This is a genomic window from Rhodococcus sp. APC 3903 (genome assembly GCF_030407755.1).
Taxonomy (GTDB): Bacteria; Actinomycetota; Actinomycetes; order Mycobacteriales; family Mycobacteriaceae; genus Rhodococcus_F; species Rhodococcus_F erythropolis.
On the sequence record NZ_JASDCV010000001.1, the window covers coordinates 152,266 to 175,712 of the forward strand.

20 protein-coding genes and 1 riboswitch are annotated in these 23,447 nt (G+C 62.1%); of the genes, 7 read left to right on the forward strand and 13 right to left on the reverse strand.

What is annotated here, in order from left to right; genetic code table 11:
* Positions 1-14: 14 nt before the first annotated feature.
* Complete coding sequence (locus QMA15_RS00760; RefSeq protein ID WP_021345348.1) at positions 15-1,265, reverse strand: MFS transporter; 1,251 nt, start codon at positions 1,263-1,265, stop codon at positions 15-17.
* A 216-nt stretch (positions 1,266-1,481) separates the two neighbouring features.
* Between QMA15_RS00760 and QMA15_RS00765 the strand changes: the two genes are divergently transcribed.
* Complete coding sequence (locus QMA15_RS00765) at positions 1,482-2,111, forward strand: TMEM175 family protein (RefSeq protein WP_019745022.1); 630 nt, start codon at positions 1,482-1,484, stop codon at positions 2,109-2,111.
* Here the strand turns inward: QMA15_RS00765 and QMA15_RS00770 are convergent.
* Entirely contained in the window at positions 2,108-2,692 is a 585-nt protein-coding gene (locus QMA15_RS00770; RefSeq protein ID WP_279163579.1) for an ABATE domain-containing protein, read from the reverse strand. The two genes, QMA15_RS00765 and QMA15_RS00770, sit on opposite strands and share 4 nt — an antisense overlap.
* Positions 2,693-2,794: 102 nt before the next feature.
* Between QMA15_RS00770 and QMA15_RS00775 the strand changes: the two genes are divergently transcribed.
* From QMA15_RS00775 to QMA15_RS00790, 4 genes are all read left to right on the forward strand, one after another.
* Positions 2,795-3,697, forward strand: a complete 903-nt coding sequence (locus QMA15_RS00775; protein WP_279163580.1) for an NAD(P)-dependent oxidoreductase — start codon at positions 2,795-2,797, stop codon at positions 3,695-3,697.
* Entirely contained in the window at positions 3,694-4,893 is a 1,200-nt protein-coding gene (locus QMA15_RS00780; protein ID WP_279163581.1) for an MFS transporter, read from the forward strand. Before QMA15_RS00775 ends, QMA15_RS00780 begins: the two co-directional genes overlap by 4 nt.
* Positions 4,894-4,905: 12 nt before the next feature.
* Complete coding sequence (locus QMA15_RS00785; RefSeq protein WP_019745018.1) at positions 4,906-5,421, forward strand: hypothetical protein; 516 nt, start codon at positions 4,906-4,908, stop codon at positions 5,419-5,421.
* A 114-nt stretch (positions 5,422-5,535) separates the two neighbouring features.
* A complete protein-coding gene (locus tag QMA15_RS00790; RefSeq protein WP_019745017.1) occupies positions 5,536-7,959 on the forward strand; it encodes an ATP-dependent Clp protease ATP-binding subunit in 2,424 nt (807 codons plus the stop codon).
* A gap of 52 nt (positions 7,960-8,011) precedes the next feature.
* On the opposite strand, the gene QMA15_RS00795 is transcribed toward QMA15_RS00790, so the two are convergent.
* The 5 genes from QMA15_RS00795 to QMA15_RS00815 form a co-directional block, all read right to left on the reverse strand.
* The gene (locus QMA15_RS00795) at positions 8,012-9,877 is read right to left on the reverse strand and encodes an FAD/NAD(P)-binding domain-containing protein (RefSeq protein WP_279163582.1); all 1,866 of its coding nucleotides are present in this window, start codon (positions 9,875-9,877) and stop codon (positions 8,012-8,014) included.
* A 203-nt stretch (positions 9,878-10,080) separates the two neighbouring features.
* Entirely contained in the window at positions 10,081-11,271 is a 1,191-nt protein-coding gene (gene fahA / locus QMA15_RS00800) for a fumarylacetoacetase (protein WP_279163583.1), read from the reverse strand.
* Positions 11,268-12,137 (reverse strand): hypothetical protein, encoded by an 870-nt coding sequence (locus tag QMA15_RS00805; protein WP_019745014.1) that lies wholly within the window; start codon positions 12,135-12,137, stop codon positions 11,268-11,270. Before QMA15_RS00805 ends, fahA begins: the two co-directional genes overlap by 4 nt.
* Positions 12,134-13,333 (reverse strand): homogentisate 1,2-dioxygenase, encoded by a 1,200-nt coding sequence (locus tag QMA15_RS00810; protein ID WP_279163584.1) that lies wholly within the window; start codon positions 13,331-13,333, stop codon positions 12,134-12,136. Before QMA15_RS00810 ends, QMA15_RS00805 begins: the two co-directional genes overlap by 4 nt.
* A 109-nt stretch (positions 13,334-13,442) precedes the next feature.
* Positions 13,443-13,994 carry a MarR family transcriptional regulator gene (locus QMA15_RS00815; protein ID WP_279163585.1) on the reverse strand — a complete coding sequence of 184 codons (552 nt, stop codon included), beginning with the start codon at positions 13,992-13,994 and terminating at the stop codon, positions 13,443-13,445.
* A 104-nt stretch (positions 13,995-14,098) separates the two neighbouring features.
* On the opposite strand from QMA15_RS00815, the gene QMA15_RS00820 reads away from it, so the two are divergent.
* A complete protein-coding gene (locus QMA15_RS00820) occupies positions 14,099-14,713 on the forward strand; it encodes a TetR/AcrR family transcriptional regulator (protein WP_041815189.1) in 615 nt (204 codons plus the stop codon).
* Between the two features lie 174 nt (positions 14,714-14,887).
* Complete coding sequence (locus tag QMA15_RS00825) at positions 14,888-16,486, forward strand: ABC transporter substrate-binding protein (RefSeq protein WP_279163586.1); 1,599 nt, start codon at positions 14,888-14,890, stop codon at positions 16,484-16,486.
* Positions 16,487-16,544: 58 nt separating this feature from the next.
* On the opposite strand, the gene metE is transcribed toward QMA15_RS00825, so the two are convergent.
* From metE to QMA15_RS00855, 6 genes are all read right to left on the reverse strand, one after another.
* Entirely contained in the window at positions 16,545-18,809 is a 2,265-nt protein-coding gene (metE, locus tag QMA15_RS00830) for a 5-methyltetrahydropteroyltriglutamate--homocysteine S-methyltransferase (RefSeq protein ID WP_279163587.1), read from the reverse strand.
* A 158-nt stretch (positions 18,810-18,967) separates the two neighbouring features.
* Positions 18,968-19,169: riboswitch (cobalamin riboswitch) on the reverse strand.
* Positions 19,170-19,274: 105 nt separating this feature from the next.
* A complete protein-coding gene (locus QMA15_RS00835; RefSeq protein WP_019745008.1) occupies positions 19,275-19,712 on the reverse strand; it encodes a helix-turn-helix transcriptional regulator in 438 nt (145 codons plus the stop codon).
* Between the two features lie 220 nt (positions 19,713-19,932).
* A complete protein-coding gene (locus tag QMA15_RS00840) occupies positions 19,933-20,562 on the reverse strand; it encodes a response regulator transcription factor (protein WP_019745007.1) in 630 nt (209 codons plus the stop codon).
* A complete protein-coding gene (locus tag QMA15_RS00845; RefSeq protein WP_019745006.1) occupies positions 20,559-21,683 on the reverse strand; it encodes a histidine kinase in 1,125 nt (374 codons plus the stop codon). Before QMA15_RS00845 ends, QMA15_RS00840 begins: the two co-directional genes overlap by 4 nt.
* A complete protein-coding gene (locus QMA15_RS00850) occupies positions 21,684-22,478 on the reverse strand; it encodes an ABC transporter permease (protein WP_019745005.1) in 795 nt (264 codons plus the stop codon).
* Positions 22,478-23,434, reverse strand: coding sequence for an ABC transporter ATP-binding protein (locus QMA15_RS00855; RefSeq protein ID WP_069145719.1), 957 nt, complete (start codon positions 23,432-23,434; stop codon positions 22,478-22,480). The genes QMA15_RS00850 and QMA15_RS00855 overlap by 1 nt, the downstream gene beginning before the upstream one ends.
* Between the last annotated feature and the right edge of the window lie 13 nt (positions 23,435-23,447).

The following is a 23,447-nucleotide window of genomic DNA, read 5'->3' on the forward strand; positions in this document are numbered from 1 at the left end:
CTTCTACGTGATCCTTACGCGATGACGGTAGTAGTGATGGCGGCGCTGTGGTGACGATACGCACCCTCGGTACGTGCGGAGAGTCGGGAAACCAAGGCGAACGGGACTAATAGAACGAAGCTGATCCCGGAGATGATGACTCCGAAGGTCGGATACCCGAGGCTGGCCGTCACCGAAGTGCCGAACAGCGGCGCGAACGCGGAGCCGATGAGGTAGGTGCCCAGTAGTGGGGCCGACCATCGGCCGGCGGCGTCGAGCGCGGCCGAGATGGCAACCAAGACGATGAACGTGGCCGCGTAGACAGTGTTCCAGGCGATGACCAGTACCAGGTAGATCGTGGGATCGGTGGTGAGGCTGGCAGACAGCTTCAGGATTGCCCCGAGTATCAGTAGCACGGAGATCGATACTGTCCGACTGACCCGAGAACCCAACGCGGTCAAAGTAACAGCCGCGAGCACGCCACCCGCCGTTGATGCGCTCAGCGCGAGACTCATTTGTTGATCCGAGAGTCCGGCGTGCTCGGAACCCATGATGCCGAGTACTGCCCACAGTGAGTCTTCGCTGATCGCCCAGACTGCAAGCATCGCGAGAAATGCGGTTCCGGCAAAAGTGAGTCGTTTCGCGCTTACCCCGGCGGGGAGAGTGGTGGTCGTCTTGGCGGACTTCGCCGTCTCCGGCGACTCTTTCACCGGGGATGACGGCAACCAGGTGACCGTTGCTGCGGTAGCCAGTGCCAGGACTGCGACGATGCCGAATGCGTTGGTCATGTGTGTGCCGAGGATGGGTATGAGAGCGAGGACGGCTGTGACGACGACACGGTTCACGAGGCCGCTGATGCTTGACGCCCGGTCCGGGTTCGTGAGCGCGGCCAGTGCCGCTCCACCAACGGATGCAGATCCGCCAGCGCCGATGCCGCCCACGATGATCGCGGTACACGCGATCATCGTGGACGGTGCGATGGCCGCAACGCCGAATGCGGCCGCCATTGCCATCAGGCTGACGCGGCCGAGGAGATGACGATGCCGACCCGATGCGATACGAGTGGTGGCGAGGCAGGTGAACGCGCAGACCAGCAGCGATGCGGTCAGGACGGCACCGGCGGCGGATTCGGTGACACCGAGGTCCTCGACCATTGCCACGATCATCAGGGGGATGAGGTTCGCGGTGATGAATCCCATGACACCGATGCTGAAGACGGCAATACCGCGGTTGGCGGTGAGTGGAACCCGGTCGGACTGCGTAATCGCAGAAGTGTTGATTGGCACTAGGGCAACCCCATGTCCTGAAGGGGGTGGCGGAACCGACCCCTGATGGCGTGATGCGAGTCACTTAATGAATGTGATTCGTTAAGTATGGGGATGGGCCCTGCCTCGGTCAAGAGGTATAACGAATTTGATTCGTTAATTGTATGTTTCGGGATACCGCCTCCCGCAAAGTGGCGTCGCCGGTCTGTTTCTTGTTGTGAGGCTTATGCTTCCGCAATGGCTGAGATTGCGGAACGCACCCGCTACTTCGAGCGCTACGTCACTTTCGTCGACGCGATTGTCGCCATTGCGATCACGCTGCTCGTCCTGCCGCTGGTCGAACTCACCAGTGACCACCACGGCACCACGTCGGAACTCCTGCGCGATCACGCTGCGCAGTTCTATTCGTTCGCCCTGAGCTTTCTGGTGATCTTCCGTCTCTGGTGGTCGCAGCATCGGCTGCTTCGTTTCGTGGTCGACGGAGACAAGGTGGTTGTGCGCGGGCTGGGGTTGTGGGTGATGACCATCGTGTTCTTGCCGTTCCCGACTGCGCTCGTTGCAGCGCCGTCGCAGGATCTCGGAACCAGGGCTCTCTACATCGGGACAATGGCAGCCAGTGCTGCGTGCCTGGCGGTGGTCGCGTGGGGTCTGGTTCGCAACCCTTCGTTGAGCGAAGAGAATGCGAAGCCGCATTTCACCGCTGAAATCGTCACTTTCCTGATCATGGTGGTGGCGCTGCTCGTCAGTGTGCTCGTTCCGGTGACGTCGTACTTCCCGCTGTTTCTTCTCCTGCTGTCGACGCCGATCGAGAAGCTGTGGAACCGAGTGGCGGCGAAATGGAGTCGCGGTGAAGGTGAGATGAGCTAGTCGGCGCGAGCGGTCATCGCGGATTTCTTGGCTTTGTTTCCGCAGATGTTCATCGAGCACCAGCGTCGGTTGTTGCCGCGGCTGGTGTCGACGTAGAGGCCGGTGCACCCGTCGCCCTGGCAGACTTTGACGCGGTCGCGGTCGGGTCCACCGAGCACCGCGATCGCGTCGGCAGCCACTATCGACAAAGCGTCGCGGATCGGATTGTCTCCGGCTGATTTCCAGAGGGCCCGGCCACTCTCGAGGACGAGGTGGGCATCACCGAGTTCGGATGCGGTGTTGACGATCCCGACATCGGCGCGTGAGGCGCGGCGGTCCTCGCATACGGCGGTTCCGATGCGATGAATGGCCTCACGTAAATCCTGCGCGCCGCGGAGGTCGTCTTCTGTCGCGGTTGCTGGGGTGTCCATCAGATCGTTGGCGCGTAACCATAATTCGAGTCGCTGCGGGCTCGTGAGTCGTTCGAACCTCGAGCCGTTCCGATTGGTGAGGGTGGCGGTGAAGCGAAAGGCGAGCGTGTCGTTGTCGAGTCGAAACACGTCCCGAGCGGATTGATCAGCTCCTGCTTCGTTCACTTTCATCCTCCTTTGTAGCGAACCATCTCAACCGGTTCGACAGCAACTGTACCTGTGTGAGAGTGTTGAACCGTCTTAGATGGTTCAACATTTTCGAGAGGGAAATCCATGACTTCTGTTTCCGTGGTCGGTTTGGGTGCGATGGGTCGTCCCATCGCTCGAAATCTGATGGGTGCAGGCTTCGACGTGACGGTGTGGAATCGCAGCCCTGAAGCGGTAGCCGAATTGGTCGCGGAAGGGGCGACCGGCGCGAAAACCGTTGCCGAGGCATTCCAGTCCGGTGTTGTGCTGTCGATGTTGGCGGATGATTCGGCCGTGTCTGCGGCCATTCTGGATCCCGCCGTACTCGCATCCGTTCCGACTGGAACCGTGCACGTCAACATGGCCACCGTCAGCGTCGGCCTTGCCAAGCGCGCCGCAGCACTGCACGCCGAGTACGGCATCGGGTACATCGCGGCGCCGGTATTCGGACGCGTTTCTGTTGCTCAGGCTGGCCAGTTGAACATCATCGCCGGCGGCGACAGTTCCCTCCTCGAGCGAGTGCGACCCTTCCTCGACGTCATCGGGGCTCGCACGTGGCCACAAGGTGAGCGTCCGGAGCAGGCCAACATCGTCAAGATCATCGGCAACTACCTCATCCTTGCCGCGATTCAATCCTTGGGTGAGGCAATCACATTGGGGGAGAGGTCAGGTGTGGACGGAAGCCAACTCGTAGAACTGCTGACCTCGACGATCTTCCCGGGGCCGGTCTACTCCAGCTACGGAAACCTCGTCGCGACGCGTCAGTACGAGCCTGCAGGATTCACCACCACTCTGGGCCTCAAGGATTTGAGGCTTGCGCTCGACGCCGCCGACAGCGTCGATCTGGATTTGCCGTTCGGCGGCGTACTTCGAGGCGTGCTCGCTCAGGCTCTGGCGAACGGTCAGGGCGAGATGGACTGGGCGTCGATTGCAGAACTGGTCCGTTCCGGCCAGTCGGGTGAAGGCAGTCCCGAAACACCGACGAGGTGAGCGCGAACTCGGACGGGACTGCGACTTCGGCACTGGCGGAGACCGATTCCGTCCGGACGCTACCGCTGGCCGGGTTGTCGGCACTCGCAATGGCAGGTTTCATAGCAATCACAACCGAAACCATGCCGGCCGGACTACTGGTGCAGATCGGGTCAGGGCTGGCCGTATCTGTCTCCGGCGCCGGGCAATTGGTCACTGCATACGCGTTGGGCTCGGTCGTCGGGGCGGTACCACTGATCGCATTGACCCGAGGACTGCGACGGCGTGCTGTCCTGGTGTCGGCGACTGTTGGATTCGGTGTCTTCAATCTGGTGACAGCGCTGTCGTCGAATCTTGTTCTCACCTTGGGTGTTCGGTTGCTGGCGGGCATGGCAGCAGGTGTGGTGTGGGGGTTGCTTGCGGGGTACGCACGCAGGATGGCGCCCCCTCATCTGCAGGGGCGGGCCGTTGCGGTTGCCTCCGTCGGACAGTCGATCGCGCTGGCAATCGGCGTTCCGATGGGTGCGTGGCTCGGGACCCTGGCCGATTGGCGCGTAGTCTTCGCCGTGATGTCGGTTGCTGCGCTACTTCTGGTCGTGTGGATACTCACGGTGATGCCGGACTTTCCCGGGCAACAAGCGGATCGGCAGCTGTCGGTGCGGAAAGTCCTGGTCCTGCCGGGCGTACGAGCGATTCTGTTTGTCGCGTTCTTGTGGATCTTCGCGCACAACATCGTGTACACGTATCTGGCGGCGTTTCTGGATCGCATCGGTTTCGGCGATCGGTTGGGAATCGTTTTGTTCGTGTTCGGACTTTTCGCCTTCGTGGGCATCGGTGTGGTCGGGGTGTTTGTCGACCGGGCCCTTCGAAGTCTCACCGTGCTGAGCTTGGTGGTCTTTGCCGCAGCTTTGACGGCGTTGGGCGTCGGCGGTGACAGCTTCGCAGTGATCGCACTCAGCGTTGCGGTATGGGGCGTGGCATTCGGAGGCGCTCCCACTCTCCTTCAGACTGCGCTCGCCGACACGACGGGCGACGCTGTGGACACTGCGCAATCGGTTTTCGTGACGATCTTCAATGCGGCGATCGCAGCGGGCGGCGTCGTGGGCGGGCTGATCTTGGCGGACGGGGGTGCGGGAGCGTTGCCGTTGGTTTCGCTGGTGCTGATCGTCGTCGGTGTTCTTGTGGTCAGTATCCGACAATTCGGACATAGCTTGTGATTCACTTCACGCATGCGAAAGTCATTGCTGGTGGTTGCTCTCGTTGCTACGTGGTTTGTCGCCGGAGCGATGCCCGCGGGGGCTGCGGATGCGAACTGGTCCGGTGATTACTCGCTCAAGCGTTTCGCCGCGACCAAGACGGGCACAAGTCTGGCCGCCAGCCAGTGGGAGCCGGATTTCTCCGATACATACACGTTCGAGACGGATTGCTCGAGCGGAGTCTGTATCGCCACAGTGGTCGGCGGTCCGGCTCCCGCCAATCCGACGTTGCCGCAGCCTGCGCGATACACCTGGGACGGAACCAGTTGGGTGCACCCCTATGACTGGGAGTGGGATTGCTACCAGGGGGAAGGCGTGCCCAAGGTGTGGGCACCGGCGCACTCCGAGGCGTATTACACACCTCAGCCCGATGGCAGTCTGAAAGGTTCGTGGCGTACCGACATCGCGAGTGGTCCCTGCGAGGGATCGGTGATCATGCACGTCGAGGCGTACCCGGTCGGTCGATCTACCGGATCCTTCGGTAGTTGAGAACGATCTGTGGCCCGAAGGTGTTGAAACAAATCTGAGCCCGCGGGAATTGATCGAGCCCCATGCACGTTAATTGAGTCAGTAACGCTCAACTTTCTGCAAGGAGGCTTCGGAATGCCAGCATTCTTCGGGCCCGAGGGTCCCGGTCGCATCGATATTTCCCGGCTCATGAGCAGGGCCACCCAGCAACTCATGGCTGACGCTGCACGTGTAGCGGCTGCTCGCGGTGATTCGGATCTCGATGCACTGCACGTTCTCCGCGTCATGGCGGAGCAGGATCCGGTCCGCACGCTCATGCAGCGCGCCGGAGCCGACCCGAAATCCGTGGTCGACGCCGTCGATCTGCGGCTGCCACAAGGCCGTGAGCAGGGGGCCTACTCTGCTCCTGCGCTCAGCAGCGCCGTGAAAACCGCTCTGCTCGAGGCTCATCAACTGGCCCGAGCCCTGGGATCGACGTACATCGATCCCGAACACCTCTTCATCGCATTGGCTGGTGACCCCGATCATGTTCCGGGTCGTCTGCTCGCTTCGGCCGGCATCACGCCGGAGAAGCTGCAGGCAGCGGTTCAGAATCCTGCAGCCGGTCCAGTCGAAGACGAGTCCACCACACCGACGCTCGACAAGTACGGCGTCGATCTCACCGATCGCGCACGCAACGGCGGCGTCGATCCGGTGATCGGCCGCGCCGACGAGATCGAACAGACCATCGAGATCCTCTCCCGCCGCACCAAGAACAACCCCGTCCTGGTGGGTGAAGCAGGCGTCGGCAAGACTGCCATCGTCGAAGGTCTCGCCCAGCGCATCGTCGACGGGGATGTCCCGGAATCGTTGGTGGGCAAGAGGATAGTCCAGCTCGAACTCTCGAGCATGGTCTCGGGTACTCGCTACCGCGGAGACTTCGAGGAACGGCTGACCAAGGTGATCGACGAGATCACCGCACACAAGGACGAGCTGATCGTCTTCATCGACGAGATGCACACCATCGCCGGTGCCGGAGGCGGCGCCGAAGGTGCGATGGATGCCGGAAACATCCTCAAGCCCAAGCTCGCTCGCGGTGAACTGCACATCGTCGGCGCCACCACGCTCGACGAATACCGCAAGAACATCGAGAAGGATCCCGCGCTCGAGCGGCGCTTCCAGCCCGTACAGGTCGGAGAGCCGTCGATCGAGGACGCGATCGCCATCTTGAGCGGACTGCGCAGTCGGTACGAGGATCACCACAAGGTCCACTACACCGACGAGGCGATCACCGCTGCGGTGGAGCTGTCGGCACGTTACATCGGCGACAGGTTCTTGCCGGACAAGGCAATCGACTTGATCGACCAGGCCGGCGCCAGGCTTCGTTTGAAGACTGCCACGGTGGACACCGCTGCTCTGCAGCAACGTCTCGAGCAGCTCGAGAGCGACAAGGAGAAAGCCGTCGCCGACGAATTGTACGAGAAGGCGTCGACCCTGCGTGACGAGATCAACGGCGTCGCAAAGCGTCTCGAGAAGGCAGGGTCCTCGGTTCCTTCCGAGGAAACTCCGGATGTGACTGCTGAACAGATCGCCGAAGTTGTCGCCCGTGCCACGGGTATTCCGGCCAGTCAGATGACTCAAGCAGAGAAAGATCGCCTGCGCCGTCTGGAAGAGGAACTGCACGGTCGTGTCATCGGGCAAGATGACGCCGTTCGCGCAATCGCGCGTGCGGTGCGTCGTAGCCGGACCGGTATGAGCGATCCGGATCGTCCCGTCGGTAGCTTCCTGTTCCTCGGACCTACCGGTGTCGGCAAGACGGAGCTCGCAAAAGCTCTGGCTGCCACACTCTTCGGTGACGAGAACAAGATGCTGCGCTTCGACATGAGTGAGTTCGGTGAGAGGCATACGGTAAGCCGATTGGTCGGTGCTCCTCCCGGATATGTCGGCTACGGCGAGGCCGGACAGCTCACGGAACAGGTGCGTCGTAACCCGTACTCGGTGATCCTGCTCGACGAGATTGAAAAGGCACACCCGGACGTGTTCAACACCTTGCTCCAGGTGCTCGACGACGGGCGTCTGACCGACGGCCAGGGTCGGACGGTGGACTTCAAGAACACCGTCGTGATCATGACCAGCAATCTCGGCTCGGACATCATTTCGAGCAAGTCCGGTGGACTGGGCTTCACCACAGGTGATGCAGAGTCGGCGGAGAAGCCACTGCGCGACCGCGTGATGGCCAGGTTGCGCGAATCGATGCGGCCGGAGTTCCTCAACCGCATCGACGAGATAGTGATCTTCCGCAAGCTCGACACCGAGCAACTGCACCGGATCACTGATCTGTTGCTCGACGACAGCCGGAAGCGGTTGCAGTCCAAGGGCATCGACATCGAGTTCACCGCCGACGCAGTGGACTGGATTGCCGAGCACGGGCATCAACCCGAGTTCGGGGCTCGCCCGTTGCGTCGTTCGATTCAGCGTGTGGTCGACGACAAGATCGCCGACATGCTGCTCGATGATCTCCTCGAAGAGGGCGGCAGTATCACCGTCGCGGTTGACGAGGGTGAGTTGGTGTTCAGCTAGGAGGGGCGCAGCCCCCGTGAGCGGTTAGGGAGTCTCTGGACTCCCTAATCGCTCACAGGCGCGCAGCGCCCAAAATCTCCGCCGCCAGGGCGTCGTTGTGCCGGAAAAACCCCGCATTGGTACGGGGACGAGGGAAAGCCGCCGACCAGTTGTGGCCTGCAACCCACGGCCCGGCCGCGAAGCGGCGAGGATGAGCTGTGTTGTCCTGGTCGAGAATTCGTGAAGTACCGTCGACGGCGAGCTTCGCCGAACTGTCGACGGTCGCACGAAGTTCGACTGCCTCGCCCCGACCGTGAAGCGTCCGCAGGAGCGAGTCACCGCTCGCGCTGATGGACGCAACCGGCAAGCGTGCTTCGACGAGGGTGTTCGCGGCCACGATGTCGGTGTGCGACGCACTGCGAGCGACAAAGATCCCAGCCCCCGTTGCCGGGTCGATTTCGGTGGAGAACGCTGAATCCGGCCCGAGGAACTGGACGATGCCGGCCTCGTTGAGCGCGATCAACTGTTCCAGTCGCTCGGGTGGCGGACCACTGGCGATGAAGCTGAAGAACGAATGAAGCCAACCCTCGACGTCCTTGGCGACGGATTCGGCCGGGATTCTGCCGCGCCGCAGCAATTCTCCGACAGTCATGTACGTCGACAGCAGCGCTGAGAAGACAGCCGCGTCGGCGCTGAAATACGGGTCCGACCTCCGCGCGACGTCTGCCGAGATGTACTCGTTGATCCGGGATTGGACCTCGGCAAGTCCGTCGTAGCGCTCACCGCCGAGTGGGCGGTTCAGTCGCTCGAGATCGATACGGTCTTCCGGCTTCGGAACTGCGTTCTCGACCAGTTCCTGCAATCGAGACGATCCCCAAGCCAGCGAGGCGAATTCGGCGTCGAACTCCTCCCAGGTGCCCACCGTCCGATCCGGGTGCGACGCGAACAGTTCGTGATAGTGGGCGCCTGCCAATTCTTTCGACGCCAGCGGCCAGATGTCGTTTCGGAAATCCAACGGCCCGTCGCCGGGCACAAGATCAGCGGTGAAGAACCGAGGTAGCGGTGGCCGCGCGTCGGCGATCGAGTACGAAATCTTGGAGTGGTACGGCACGCCTCGACGAGATCCGGCGTACAACAGAGGTTCCCGACCCGAGGGAGTGTAAGTGAGGGTGCCGTCCTCACCGCGTTCGAAGACGCCGCCGCGGCTCTCGGCGAGGAGAACCATCCAGTCGATGAAAGCCAGCCCGAGTCCGGCGATCAGAACCGGTTCGCGTTCGGGAATGACATCGGCGTCGAGGTCGGCGGTGTATCCCGGACCTACGTAGGTCAACCCGTGCTCGGACGCGAAGCTGGTCAGCGCGGTTTCACGCGGGGCAGCCAACGCATCGGGGTGCCCTTGCGCGAGAAGGACGGCCGTCGCTTCGATGACAACTCCGTCGTTCAGATGAACCGTCTGTATCTCGCCGACGTTCACGATGTCGACCACGGATCGTCGATGAACCCGAACGTCGACGTGCGCTGGTGCAGAGTCGACCGCAGTCTGGAACACCCAGTTCAGGTATCGGCTCTGCAGTGACCTCGATGCAAACGACGACGGGCTGATCATCGGAACTTCTGCCGCGATTTCGGGGAATTCGGCAAGTTCAGCCGAGTGCTCGGCGACCCATTCCGCGAGGGTCGGACCCGGCAGAACCGGGCCGGTCACGGCGGTGGTCTCGTCGGTGAACATCGTGACGTCCGCGGTTGTCGAATTCATCCACAGAAGCGGCGCCTGGCTGCCTCGCCAAATGCGGCCGGCGCCTGCCGGATACGGGTCCACGACGTGAATGTCGATCGGTATGGGATCGGCGTTCACCGATTCGTGAGCGAGGATTCGCTCGAGTACGCCGGTCCCGCGGGGGCCACCGCCCACGATCACGACGACAGTTGCTGTCCCCACTGAGGTACGGGGTCGATCGCCTGGCACGAGTCCTCCATCGGACCTGGCAGAAAGCACCCGCACCTCAGCAGAGGGGGTTGCTGCGACGTCACGGAGCCAGGACTCTCGATCGCTCTGGATGGTTAGTCCAGCTTATCTTCGGAGAATCGTGAGGCAAGGAATTCCGGACATCAGATCAGCGTGAATCAAACAGTTGTCAATCGTTATCTTTCGGTTTGCGTTGCCGGCAGGATCCGAGCGTGAACATCCCCGAAGCCGATTCGTGATCCCCCGACGCCGGGAGCGGTGGCTGAGATGGCGATGGTGTCGCCGTCTTCGAGAAAGGTTCGAGTCTCGGAGCCCACGGTCACGGGTTCCTTGCCACCCCAGGTCAGTTCGATGAAGGCGCCGCGCTGATCCTTGTCCGGTCCGGAAATGGTTCCGGATGCAAAGAGATCGCCGGTGCTCGCTGCTGCGCCGTTGATAGTGGTGTGCGCGAGCATCTGCGCCGGCGACCAGTACATCTGGGCGTAGGGCGGCCGGGAGACGACGTGACCGTTCCATTCGACGGCCAGATCGATGTCCAACCCCCACTTCTCCTCGCCGCGCAGGTAAGAGAGAGGTTCGGGGTCCTGCACCGGCGTATCGATTCGGGCAGCTTCGAGCGCCAGTAACGGGACAACCCACGCAGAGATGGACGTCGCGAAGCTCTTCCCGAGATTCGGGCCGAGAGGGACGTATTCCCACGCCTGGATGTCCCGGGCGGACCAGTCGTTCACGACGACGGCGCCGAAGACGTGCTCGGCAAAGTCGTCCGGGGTGATGGAATCGCCCATCTTCGAGGGAGTTCCGACGATGAAGCCCATTTCGGCCTCGATGTCGAGGCGGCGGGACGGTCCGAAATCCGGGTTTTCCTGATCGGGTGACTTGCGCTGTCCGCAGGGGCGAACGATATCGGTGCCGGAGACGACGATGGTGCTCGAGCGCCCGTGGTATCCGACCGGAAGGTGCTTCCAGTTCGGCATCAAGGGGGCAGCGTCGGGTCGGAACAGGCGTCCGAGGTTGGTCGCATGATTTTCCGACGCGTAGAAATCCACGTAGTCGGCCACCGCGATCGGCAAGTGCATTGTGACTGAGTCGACGGGAAACACTGCTTCCGAGTCTATTTCGCCGGTCGCTAGATCCGTGATCCGATTACGCACCGATACCCACTGATCTCGGCCCAGCGCCATGAACGCATTCAGACTCGGTTCGGCGAAGACGGAATCTCCCAGTGTCGCTGCGAGATCGACCACCGAGTCGGCGACCCGAACACCAACACGCGGTGATCCTCCGGCGGGGGAGAAGATGCCGTATGGCAGATTGTCGATCCCGAACAACGAGTCGGCGGGAATGTCGATGGTCGTGACGGTCATACGAGTGTTCCTTCGGTTTTGTCGGAGCGGACGATCAATCCGAGACCTTCGAGTTCGGTGAGAGGGTCCGAAATGCTACAGGTCCCGAACGAGAGGAAGCGGCGACGCACCTCGCCGGCCTCGTCCGCGGTCAGTTCGGCCAGGGCTTGCGCGATCGATTCGCCATCGCGTTGCGCCAGAGCAGCAACAACTTCCGAGCGGTCGGCGCCCCGCCTCACAGCGTTGACGGCCACCATGATGTTGAGGAAGCCGTGCTGCTCGAAACCTGTCTCCGGATCGGTATTGCGCACGCCGTGATGCAGTCCCGCGGTCGCCTTGAACGGGATACCCGCTCGGACAACGGATATCACGGCATCGGCGAGCTCGTCCTCGTCCGGGTACGCTTCGGCGACAATTCCTCCGGTGCGAAACTTCGCGGAGTACCCGGCGGTTTCGAGCGCCGTCAGAAAGTCCACGCGTCGATCACCGCGGGGTACCTCGACAAAAATGTCCAGGTCGGGATGAGCGGCATGGACGGGAGCGAGTTCCTCGAAGGCGGCTTCGGCGTCCAACCCGTCAGGAATTCCCACTTCGACGGCGGCGACGCTGACACCGGGGATAGCGAGCGCGTTCGACAGTGCCGCCGCCGTATCGGCTGGACCGGCCGGCACAGTCAGACTCAGCGTCACCGGGTTGTCAGCTGAAACGTACGCGGCCAGTTCGCTCAATCGCGGCGCGGGAAAGACGAAGGGCCCGACCAGTGCGTCATAGTCCGCCTGCTGGTAGGCCGCGTGGGCCGGAACTGCCTCGGCGAGAGGAGCATTGCCGGGTGGGAAGAGTGCTGCGTCGTCGCACAGGCCGCGCAGGAGTGGGGAGATGATCGTCATTGCTTAGGCCCCCGCCCTGCCCAACTCCAGGCGTACGCTTCGTCTTCACAGGCCAAGGCTCCCTCACCCAATTCGAGGGGCCGGAACGTATCGACCATCACGGCCAGCTCGTCGAAGAACTCGGCGCCGATGCTTCGCTCGTATGCGCCGGGTTGTGGGCCGTGGGCGTGGCCGCCGGGATGAATCGATATCGAACCCTGCCCGATGCCGGAACCCTTGCGTGCCTCGTAGTCACCGCCGCAGTAGAACATGATCTCGTCCGAGTCGACGTTCGAGTGGTAGTACGGCACGGGGATCGACAGGGGGTGGTAGTCGACCTTGCGGGGCACGAAGTTGCAGATCACGAAGTTGTTCCCCTCGAATGCCTGGTGCGCGGGCGGCGGCTGGTGAACACGGCCCGTGATCGGCTCGTAGTCGGAGATGTTGAAGGTGTACGGGTACAGGCATCCGTCCCAACCGACGACATCGAAAGGGTGCGTGGGATAAACCATTCGGGTGCCGACGATGCCCGCCGACGTGCGGTGCTTGACCAGTACCTCGATGTCGGTGCCTTCGGCGATCATGGGCGCGGTCGGTCCGTGCAGGTCTCGTTCACAGAACGGTGCGTTCTCGAGTAGCTGGCCGAAGCGGGAAAGATAGCGCTTGGGCGGGACGATGTGACTGTTCGCTTCGATGGCGTAGGCACGAAGTGGTTTGTCACCCTTGGGGATCCATCGATGCGTTGTGGACATCGGGATCAGGACGTAGTCACCTTCACAGGCCTCGAGTGTGCCGAAGACAGTCTCGACGGTCGCCTCGCCAGATTCGATGTAGACCATCTCGTCGCCGATTGCATTGCGGTACAGGGGAGATGGCGCCGCCGCAACGACGTAGAACAGTCGCACGTCGGCATTTCCGAGGATGAGACGACGGCCGGTTACCACGTCGGTCTCGTTCCAGGTGCTTTCGGGAAACAGTGTGTGGAGTTTCAGATGGCGCGGTTTGAGGGGATGGTTGGGGGTTGTGCTCTGATCGCGCAGTTCCCAGACCGTTGCGTCGACGATGGCCGACGGGATCTCGCGGTGGTAGAGCAACGAAGAATCCGAGGAGAAACCTTCCTCGCCCATCAGCTCTTCGTAGTAGAGGTTGCCGGACTCGTCACGGTGTTGGGTGTGACGCTTCGGTGGGATGTTGCCGAGTTGTCGATAGAACGCCATGACGGAGCTCCTTCTGTGCTGTTCTGCCTGGCTCACCTCCACCAGATAGTAAATACATTAACTAAAATGATGTGATGGGCGCAACCCTCCAAGGGGGTTCGGGTCTATGTCAGTTACGTCCGCGTACGTCGAACTGGCTGCGGTTGGTGATCAGTTTGTCCAGGAGCATGACAAGAATTCGCTGTTCGGCCTCGCTCAGGACGCTGACCCAGGCGTGTTCGCGTTCGTTCTGCTCGCGAAACGCTTCGACCATGGCTTCTCGGCCGTTGTCGGTCAGGTACAGCTGGACCGAACGGCCGTCGTTCTCGGTGGGCCGGCGATCGATCAATCCGTCTGCCAGCAGCGACTTGGACAGATTGGAGACCGCTGCCCTACTCATTCCGGTGAGCTCGGCGGCAGCCTTCGGCTCGATCGGACCGGCCAGCCAGGTGACGAACAACAGTCGGAAGGAGGACCATGACCAGCCTCGAGGGCGGTGGATCGACGACTCGAGATCGTACGTGACGACGTTGGAGGCTCGGTTGAGCGTCAGGAGAACCTCGGTGGCGAGCTGATCGCGAAAGCCGTGTTCGGTGGCCAGCTTTTTGTTGGCCAGTTCGATGAACGACCAGAAATTGAGTTCGCCGACGGTTGACTGGTCATCGGTTGTCCGGTCATTCATGGACTAACCCTAGCGCGATCGGCAGGTGATTAATCTATGTACTAGATTTCGGGGTTCTGATGAAACTTCGCAACCTGGCACTGCGGTCGAGGTTCTGAACTATCGTGACGCGCGTGACTGTGCGCAGCGACGAGTTTCCCCTGGATACCGACCTCATGTCGGTGGGGCAACTCGAGCGGAGACGACGATTGACCACGGCGGTGGTCGAGATGCTTGCAGCGATGCCGTCGGATCGAATCCAGATGAAAGAAGTGTCGGAGCGTTCAGGCGTGGCGCTAGGCACTCTCTATCGCTACTTTCCGACCAAACAGCAACTTCTTGCTGCGGCGATGACGGCGTGGAGCGGGCTCGAATCGGCTCGTCGTCCTGAGGAGTCGCGAACAGGCGGCGAAGAGAGCAATGCGTACGAACGGGTTCTGGCACTTCATCGCCGCGAGATGAAGGCATTCGAGCGTAGGCCTCACTTCGCTCGACTCGAGATCGAACTCCATTCGTCCTCGGATCAGTTCGTGATCGAGTCGTTGGATCAGCGCGCGGCTGCCCATCGGAGAATGCTGTTCGAATTGATGGACGGTATTCCGGCCGAGACGGCGCGGGTTGCGGCCGTGGCAATGGGCGGCACGATGTTGACGGCCCTTGCACTGTGGACCAGTGGCCGGATCGGATTCGCAGAGGCCCAGCGGAACGTCGAAGACGTCATCGGACTGGTACTTCGCTGAACGGTGTCACTCTAGAATTCAGTTCTTGTTTCTGTCGCTGTGAATGCGAATCATCGCTGCAGCTTTGTGAAAACGAAGACGCAGGGAGCGTCCTTACCTAGAATTCACTTACAAAACTGCCGGGATGTCCGATCCAAGGATCGACGTGTCCGTGAACTGTGAAAGTGAGTCGCAATGAAGCGCTCGTACCGAGCTCGCTCTCGAATCTGGATGGTTGTCCTGGCGTCGGCGACACTGGTGGTGACCGGGTGCGCCGGTAGCAGCCAAGGTACGACCACGGATGCATCGGACGTGACGGTCGGAGTTGTCGGTGACCAGAACAACGGGGGAGAGCCGCGCTCGGGTGGCACCGTGTCGTTTGCCACCTACAACGGGATCAGCAGTCTCGATCCGGCTGACCGTCAGGACGGCGGCGCTACCGGTGGTAGCGAAATGGCGGCCATCTACGACCTTCTGATGCGCTTCGATACGGCGGCGGGCGAATACGTTCCCCACTTGGCGCAGTCTTTGTCGGCCAACGGCGACAACACGGTGTGGACACTGAAATTGCGCGACGGCGTCACCTTCAGCGACGGCACTCCGATGGACAGTGCGGCAGTCCTGTGGAGTATCGATCACTATCTGCAGAAGAAGGGAACTCACGCGCTGGTGTGGAAGACCACTGTGCGCGAGACGAATTCACCGGATCCGAGTACGGTCGTCTTCACATTGGCGCAGCCGTGGGACGAGTTCCCGATCATGTTCACCACCGGTCCCGGCATGATCGTCGCGCCCTCGTCGATGGCTACCGGCACGTTCACCCCGATCGGGGCAGGTCCGTTCACCGTCGAGAAGTTCGCCTCCCAGGACGAATTGGTGCTCGCTGCCCGTCCGACGTACTGGGACGGGGCACCGTACCTCGAGAAGTTGCGCTTTCCGGCAATCGTCAACGAGAAGAGCAAACTAGAGGGATTGCACACCGACGGAATTCAGGTCGCTTATCTGAAGTCTCCCGATTTCATACACGAGGCTTTCGAAGCCGGTGATCCCGGATTTGTGTACTCGGCCAGCATGGCCGGCGTTCTGGCAATCAATCAGCGCGACGATCGGGCAGCGAAGGACGAGCGCGTGCGTAAGGCGATTGTCGCTGCGGTGGACCCGACTACGTTCAACGAGCGAGTTCAGGGCGGCTTCGGCGAACCCGGCACCGACATGTTCGCGTCGTGGTCGCAGTGGCACGGATCGGTGGCCGGGAACGGCTTCGACCCCGAGGCGGCGAAGAAGTATCTCGCCGAGGCGAAGGCCGACGGTTACGACGGAAAACTGACGTACGTCGGTATGAACGATCCGGCGACGCAGCGCAGCGCACTGACGTTTCAGTCGCTCTTGCAGGCAGTGGGTTTCACGGTCGACATCACCTACGCAACCAGCATCAACGATCTGATTTCCATGCTGTACGCGAAGCATGACTACGACGTGTCCTACTTCGCGTTCAACGTGCTGGAAGAGTCACCGTTCGTGCGTATGTACGGCAACCTGTTCAGCGAATCGCCGTCGAACATTCTCGGCTACAAGAACGATCGGATGGACGAGTTGCTCGGCAAGCTGCAAACAGCGTCGGGCGAGGATGAGCGGCGAGCCGTCATCGACGATATTCAAACCGTGGTCAACGAGACGGCGCCGATGGCCGTGGTCAACTCCGGCAAGGTTTTCATCCCGTGGCGCGAGAACGTGCACGGAGTGATGCCGAGTGCGGACGGGATTCTGCTCTTCGGCAACACGTGGTTGAGCTGACCCCCGTGCGCCTTTTTGGTAGTGCCCACTACCAAAAAGGCGCACCGGGGCTTCGCCCCTAAAGCTCCGCTCGTACCACCTTCGCGGCTTCGACGAGGTTACGCAGTGACGCCTCGACCTCGACGGAACCGCGAGTCTTCAAACCGCAGTCCGGGTTGACCCACAACCGCTCGACCGGAACAGCTTTGAGTGCCTCACGCAGTGATTCGGCAATTTCGTCGACGCTCGGCACCCGCGGCGAGTGGATGTCGTAGACTCCGGGGCCGACGCCGAGATCGAACCCGACCGAACTGAGATCGTCGAGGACCTCCATGTGTGAGCGTGCCGCCTCGATGGACGTGACGTCCGCGTCGAGGCCGGCGATGGCGCCGATCACCGCTCCGAACTCGGAGTAGCACAGGTGCGTGTGGATCGCGGTGGAATCCGCGACGCCCGAGGTGGCCAACCGGAAGGCGCCGACCGACCAGTCCAGGTAGGCGCGCTGATCCTCGGCACGCAGTGGGAGTAGTTCTCGCAGAGCCGGTTCGTCGACCTGGATGATGCCGATTCCGGCGGCCTGCAGATCGACGGTCTCGTCTCGAATGGCCAGTGCGACTTGATTTGCCGAGTCGGCGAGGGGTTGGTCGTCGCGGACGAACGACCAGGCCAGAATGGTGACGGGTCCGGTGAGCATGCCCTTGACCGGCTTGTCGGTCAGGGACTGTGCGTACGTGATCCAGTCGACGGTCATCTGCTTCGCGCGCGAGACGTCGCCGTACAGAATCGGCGGACGCACGCAGCGGGTGCCGTACGACTGGACCCAACCGTTGGCGGTGGCGAAGAATCCGTCCAACTGCTCCGCGAAGTACTGGACCATGTCGTTGCGTTCCGGCTCACCGTGAACAAGCACGTCCAGGTCCAGCTTTTCCTGGAGCGCAACAACTTCGGCAATTTCGGCGCGCATACGGTTGACGTACTCGGCTTCGTCGATCTCGCCCTTGCGCAGTGCTGCGCGAGCGATGCGGATCTTCGAGGTTTGCGGGTACGAACCGATGGTCGTCGTGGGCAGCGGCGGCAGAGAAAGCAGCTCGTCCTGGGCAGCGCGACGTTCGGCGGCGGGCGCGCGACCGGTCGCCGAGTTCAGCACCGCGTCCAGGCGTCCCCGAACACTCGCATCATTGAGTCTGCGATCGTCCTTGCGGGTCGACGCGGCCGCTCGTGCCAGAGCGAACTCGTCCTCCACCGACTCTCTGCCCTGTGCGAGAGCGGTTGCAAGAGTTACTACTTCCTTGACCTTCTCGGTGCCGAACGCAAGCCACGAGCGCAGGGCCTTGTCGACATCGGACTCAGCGTCGAGTGTGTACGGAACGTGCAGCAGGGAGCACGACGTGGAGACGGCAAGCGTGTCGACGCTGCCGAGCAAGGCACCCAAAGTGCTCAGTGCCGAGTCCAGATCGGACCGCCAGATGTTTCGTCCGTCGACCACTCCGGCGACGATTAGTTTGCGGGCGAGGTCAGGTACGGAGCCGATCGAATCCTGACCGGCCACCAGGTCGACGGCAAATCCTTCGACGCCGGTGGACGCAAGCGCGGGCAACGCGTCACGCAGCGAACCGAAGTACGACGCCAACAGGATCGACGGCCGCTCGGACAGCGCTGAAAGCTGTTCGTACGCAGCGCGTGCCGCTTCGATTTCCTCATCGGTGCGATCGCCCACGAGGGCCGGTTCGTCGAGCTGAACCCAGCTCGCACCGGCCTTCGCGAGCCGCCCGAGTAGATCCGCGTAGAGGGGGAGTAGTTCGTCGAGCCGCGAGAGCAGCGGCTCGTCTGTGCCGACAGCCTTCGAGAGCAGCAGGAAGGTGACCGGTCCGATGACGACCGGGCGGGCTGCAATGCCGTCGGAAAGTGCTTCTGCCAGTTCGGACAAGACCTTGGACGGGTCGAGTGCGAAAGTGGTGGACGGCGAGATCTCCGGCACCAGGTAGTGGTAGTTGGTGTCGAACCACTTCGTCATTTCGAGCGGCGCGATGGTGTCCGTCCCACGGGCAGCGGCAAAGTAGCGGTCCAACGGATCGGCGACCGACGCGACGCGGTCGGGCAGCGCGCCGAGAAGAACTGCGGTGTCGAGCATCTGGTCGTAGAAGGAGAAGGTATTGACCGGGACGGAGTCGAGGCCCAGGTCACGGAGGTCGGCCAAGCCCTGCCGACGGAGGTCACGGGCGACAGCCTGCAGGGCGTCGGCGTCGATGCGCCCTGCCCAGTAGCTTTCGGTTGCCCGCTTGAGTTCTCGATGAGGACCGATGCGCGGTGAGCCCAGCACGGTCGAAGTGAATGTTGTTGTCACGGAGTTTCTCCAGATTGCCAATGCATTGATGGCCACTGCCGGCAGACGGGTACACCTCACGAGACCTCGAGTTTCGGCGGACAGTACTGCCCGCACCGCACACGAGGTCCGATGGAGATCTACACGCCCATTCCACGAGGCGGTGGACCGTCGGGCACGGCGTGCCCGACACAGTCGGCAGGTCTTCGGACTCGCGGGCACTCGATCGAGTTGGATCGAACCTACTGGCCGTCGCTTCCCAGGCGGATGCCCAGTGCACATAAACGGCGGTCGTTCCTGCTTACCGCTGCGGGACAGTCCCGGATTTTCACCGGGTTCCCTCTCACTCCGACAGCTTGCGCTGACGGGGCTTCGACGCCGGGAACGGTCTTCGGGGCTCCTCATGACCGCGCCGGGCGAACCAGCTGCATCGACCAGCATAAGGCCAACCCTCCCTGAGCAGTCAAGGAGAGTCGGCGAAGGGCGCTACGCGCGTGACATGTAGGAATTCGAGTCCGGTGGTACGCGCGGAAGATTCTCGGAGGAACGTAGATTCTCCGCCATTTCGACAAGCAGATCCTGCGAAGACGGCGATAGATCGACGACGCGAGAGGTGAGGTTTCGCAGGCGCACGTTGTGCAGCTGCTCGAGGAGAGAGAGGTCCGCCTCGCCGCCCGAGATCGCGGGCGGAGTTTGATCGGACGGGGCGTAGAAGTAGTCCGGATGGACGTTGAAGAAGTGGGCGAGGGCGGCAACCACTTCGGGTGACGGGTTGGTTCGGACGCCGGTGCGCAGTTGGGACAGGTACGGCGTCGAGATGCGGCAGCCGAACTCGGTCATGCCGCGAACGACCATCGCGTTGGTGACGTGAAAGTCGGCAGTCTCGAACAGCGAGTTCAAGCGATCGTTGAACTGGTTCGACATGAGACGTCCCTTCCCCCGTTACGCACAGGCTCCGTCGATTCAATTAACTGCATCATAGCCAGTTATCGAACGATTAGCTGTTTTGGATTCTCGCGAAGGGGGTTGTTTGCAGGGAAAATCCCTAGGGTAGAAGGTCCCTACTTTGAGTGATCTGGACAAATCGCCGTCAAGAATCGAACGGCGAACTATTTGCCGGGGAAGTGGATTCCGGCCATGCGGATCAGAGCCAGCCGTTCGACTCGGCGATTCTGACGGCTTCCGCGCGCGTCGACGCACCTGTCTTGCCCATCGCGGATGACAGATGATTTCGAACTGTCCCTGCGGACAAGAAGAGCGCCCCTGCGATGGCTGCCACGGGTGCGCCGTCGTGAGCGGCGCGCAGTACTTGGGTCTCACGCTCCGTCAGGGGCGACTCGCCGCTGACGAGGCTGTCGGCCGCAAGGGTGGGATCGACGACGCGCAGTCCGGCGTGGACACGCCTGACTGCGTCGGCCAACTGCCTGGCGGGTGTGTCCTTGACGACGAACCCGCCGGCCCCGGCGTGCAGGGCTTTGCGAAGAAATCCGGGACGTCCGAACGTGGTGACGATCAGGACTCGGGTGTCGGGTGCTGCCTCGCGAAGGGCCGCCGTCGCGGCGATTCCGTCCATGCCGGGCATCTCGACGTCCAGAAGCGCGACATCCGGGCGGTGTTCGAGAACAGCGGCCACAACCTCGTCGCCGCGACCGACCTCGGCCACCACGGAGAGGTCGGATTCCAGATCGAGTAGTGCGGCCAACGCTCCTCGCACGAGCGCCTGGTCGTCCGCCAAGAGCAGCCGTATGGTTGCTCGATCGCCCTGGCTGTTCACTCTGTCTCCTGTTCGACTACCTGAAGTGCAAACCCCTGCGGCTGGGGATGAGTGATGATCACTCGTGCGCCCGACGCTCCGGCGCGCTCGCGTAATCCGATCAGACCGTTGCCGGAAGACGTCGACCCGGCCCCTTGCCCGTCGTCGACGACCGACGCACTTTTTTCGTCGACCGTGATCCGGCAGTGGGTCGCACCGCTGTGTCGAACGACGTTGGTGACGCCCTCACGGATCGTCCATGCGAAGAGTTCGCGAAGACGCGTGGGAACCATGTCGGTACTGCTCGGCACCTCGTCCTCGATACCAGCCGCACGCAATGCCTCTCGTGCTCGGGCTATTTCGACGGGAAGAGAAATCCCACGAAATCCTTCGACGGCCGAGCGCACGTCTGCCAACGCGTCACGCGAAAGTCTTTCGAGGTCGTCGAGTTCGTTGCGCGCACGTTCGATATCGACATCGAGTAGGCGATTGGCCAGTTCGGCTTTGATCGTGATGACGGTCAGCGAGTGTCCGAGGATGTCGTGCAGATCGCGCGCCATCCTCGTTCGCTCCTCCATGATTGCCCGCTGCTCCTGCTCTTCGCGTTCATGGAGCATGGCGAAGTTGCGGCTGATCAGGGACATGATGCCCCAGGTCGCGAATGCGGCCGCGCAGACTCCGAGCGAGAGTCCGGAGTAGTTCCCCCACCCGGACGAGAGGCTGACTATCTCCACGGAGGCCGCGAACACCAAGGCGAGAATGCCGCCCGCGACGGTCGGCAGCAGCGTCACCGCTGTCACCGCGAGATACGGTGCGGCTGCCAAACCAGTCGGCCCGACGCTGACGATCATCACGGCGGCCAACGCGGTCAAGGCGGCCAAAGCCAGTGCAGCTTCGCGAATCGTCGGCCGAGTCATTGTCATTCGACGCCGCTGCTGCGTTGTGGCGAACGTGTAGAGATAGAGCGCACCGAAGGCGACCGTCGCGAGAATCCCTGTCCAGCCGCGCAGTTCGTCGCGCAGATTCCATCCCTCGATCAGCGGCCCGCCGAGAAATACCATCCAGACCGCCGCGAAGAGAACGCCGAAACGATTCCGCCGCGGGAGCGCGACGGAATCTTCTCGGTCAGTCGTTTGCGACAACTACACACGCTCCGTATCTCGTTGGAACCGCCAGATCGCTCCGCCGGCGAAGATGGCGAACCACACCAGGATATTGACGATCCAGGTCCAGTGAATGCTATTGCCCGTCAACGGTGCGTGGGCGAGGGCGTTGATGCCGAACATCGGGGTGAACTGTGCGATGGTCGCCCATACGGAACCGTCGGTGAGCGGCACGAAGAGTCCGCCGCCGAAGGCGAGCAGAGCCAGTCCCGGTCCGAGCAACTGCATGACGTTCTCACTGGGGAGTAGATACCCCATGAACAGGCCGAAGGCCGCGAAGATCGACGATCCCAACCAGGCGATCAATGCCGTTGTGAACCAGAGTGATCCGTCCATCTGCGCCGAGGTGAACGCGCCGACGACGTAGACGACAAGGATCGAGACGAGACCGAGCAGCATCGCCATGATCAGTTTGACGGCGATGTAGGCGACCGGGGTCAGGGGAGTCAGCCGAAGTTGACGGCTCCATCCCGACGCTCGCTCGATCGAGACCATCGCTCCGCCACTGGTAGTTGCAAGCATCGCGCCGTACAGGGCCATGCTGATCATGATGTACGCGGCGACATTGCCGTGCCCGATCCCGTGATCGTCGTCGCCTTGACCGAGCCCGAAGACGAGGAAGAAGACAACCGGCATGACGAGCGTGAAGATCATCGTGCGCCGATTGCGAGTCAGGCGACGAAATTCCAATCGCAGTAGCGTCGTGTTGAATCCGCCGAGAGGTACGACGGTTCGCTCGGCTCCGTAGGTGTTCGCTTCGGTTGCAGTGGTCATCACTTCTGTCCTTCGGAGTTGTTCGACGTGAGTGCGATGAATGCGTCTTCGAGGCCACGCGAGACGATTTCGAGATCGCGAGCCTGGGTATTGGTCAACAGGAACCGTGCAACGGCATCGGTGTCACCCGAGTGCACGAGCAGTGACTCACCGCGCACCTCGACGGCGTCGGAGTTCGGTATGGCTCGCAGGAGTTCGTCGGTGATGCCTGGAACAGTCGCGCGCAGGGTGCGCCCAGACGCCATCGCCTTGACCTCGGCGGTGGTCCCGTCTGCGACCACGGTGCCTTGCCTGACCAGGATGATGCGGTCGGCGTAGACATCGGCCTCTTCGAGGTAGTGCGTCGCAAAAAGCACAGTGCGACCGTGATCTGCGTCGGCGCGGATGGCGGACCAAAAGTCCCGACGCCCTTCGACGTCCATGCCGGTGGTGGGCTCGTCGAGAATGAGCAATTGCGGGTTCGACAGCAACGCCATCGCAAATCGCAACCGCTGTTGTTGTCCGCCTGAGCATTTGCTGACCAGGCGATCGGAGATGTCGAGGATTCCGGCTCTCCCCAGCACTTCGTCGACCGGACGGGATTGGGCGTACAGGCTGGCGGTCAGCTGCACCGTCTCGGCAACCGTCAGCTCTTTCAGTAGTCCGCCGGTCTGCATGACTGCGGAAACGAGTCCGCGGGCGATCGCCGATCGGGGTGACATTCCGAAGACGCTCACGTCGCCCGACGTCGGCCGGGACAGGCCGAGGATCATGTCGATGGTTGTCGTCTTGCCTGCGCCGTTCGGGCCGAGGAACGCGACGATCTCGCCGGGGCGGATGCTCAGGTCGATACCCTTGACGGCGTCGACGGTCCCGAAACTCTTGCGAAGTCCGGTCAACCGGACGGCGTCGTGTGCCGATCCTTCACTGAGTGTGTGCAGTGCCTGTGGTGAATGCCGTGCCTGTGCTGAGGTCATACATAGAATCTGC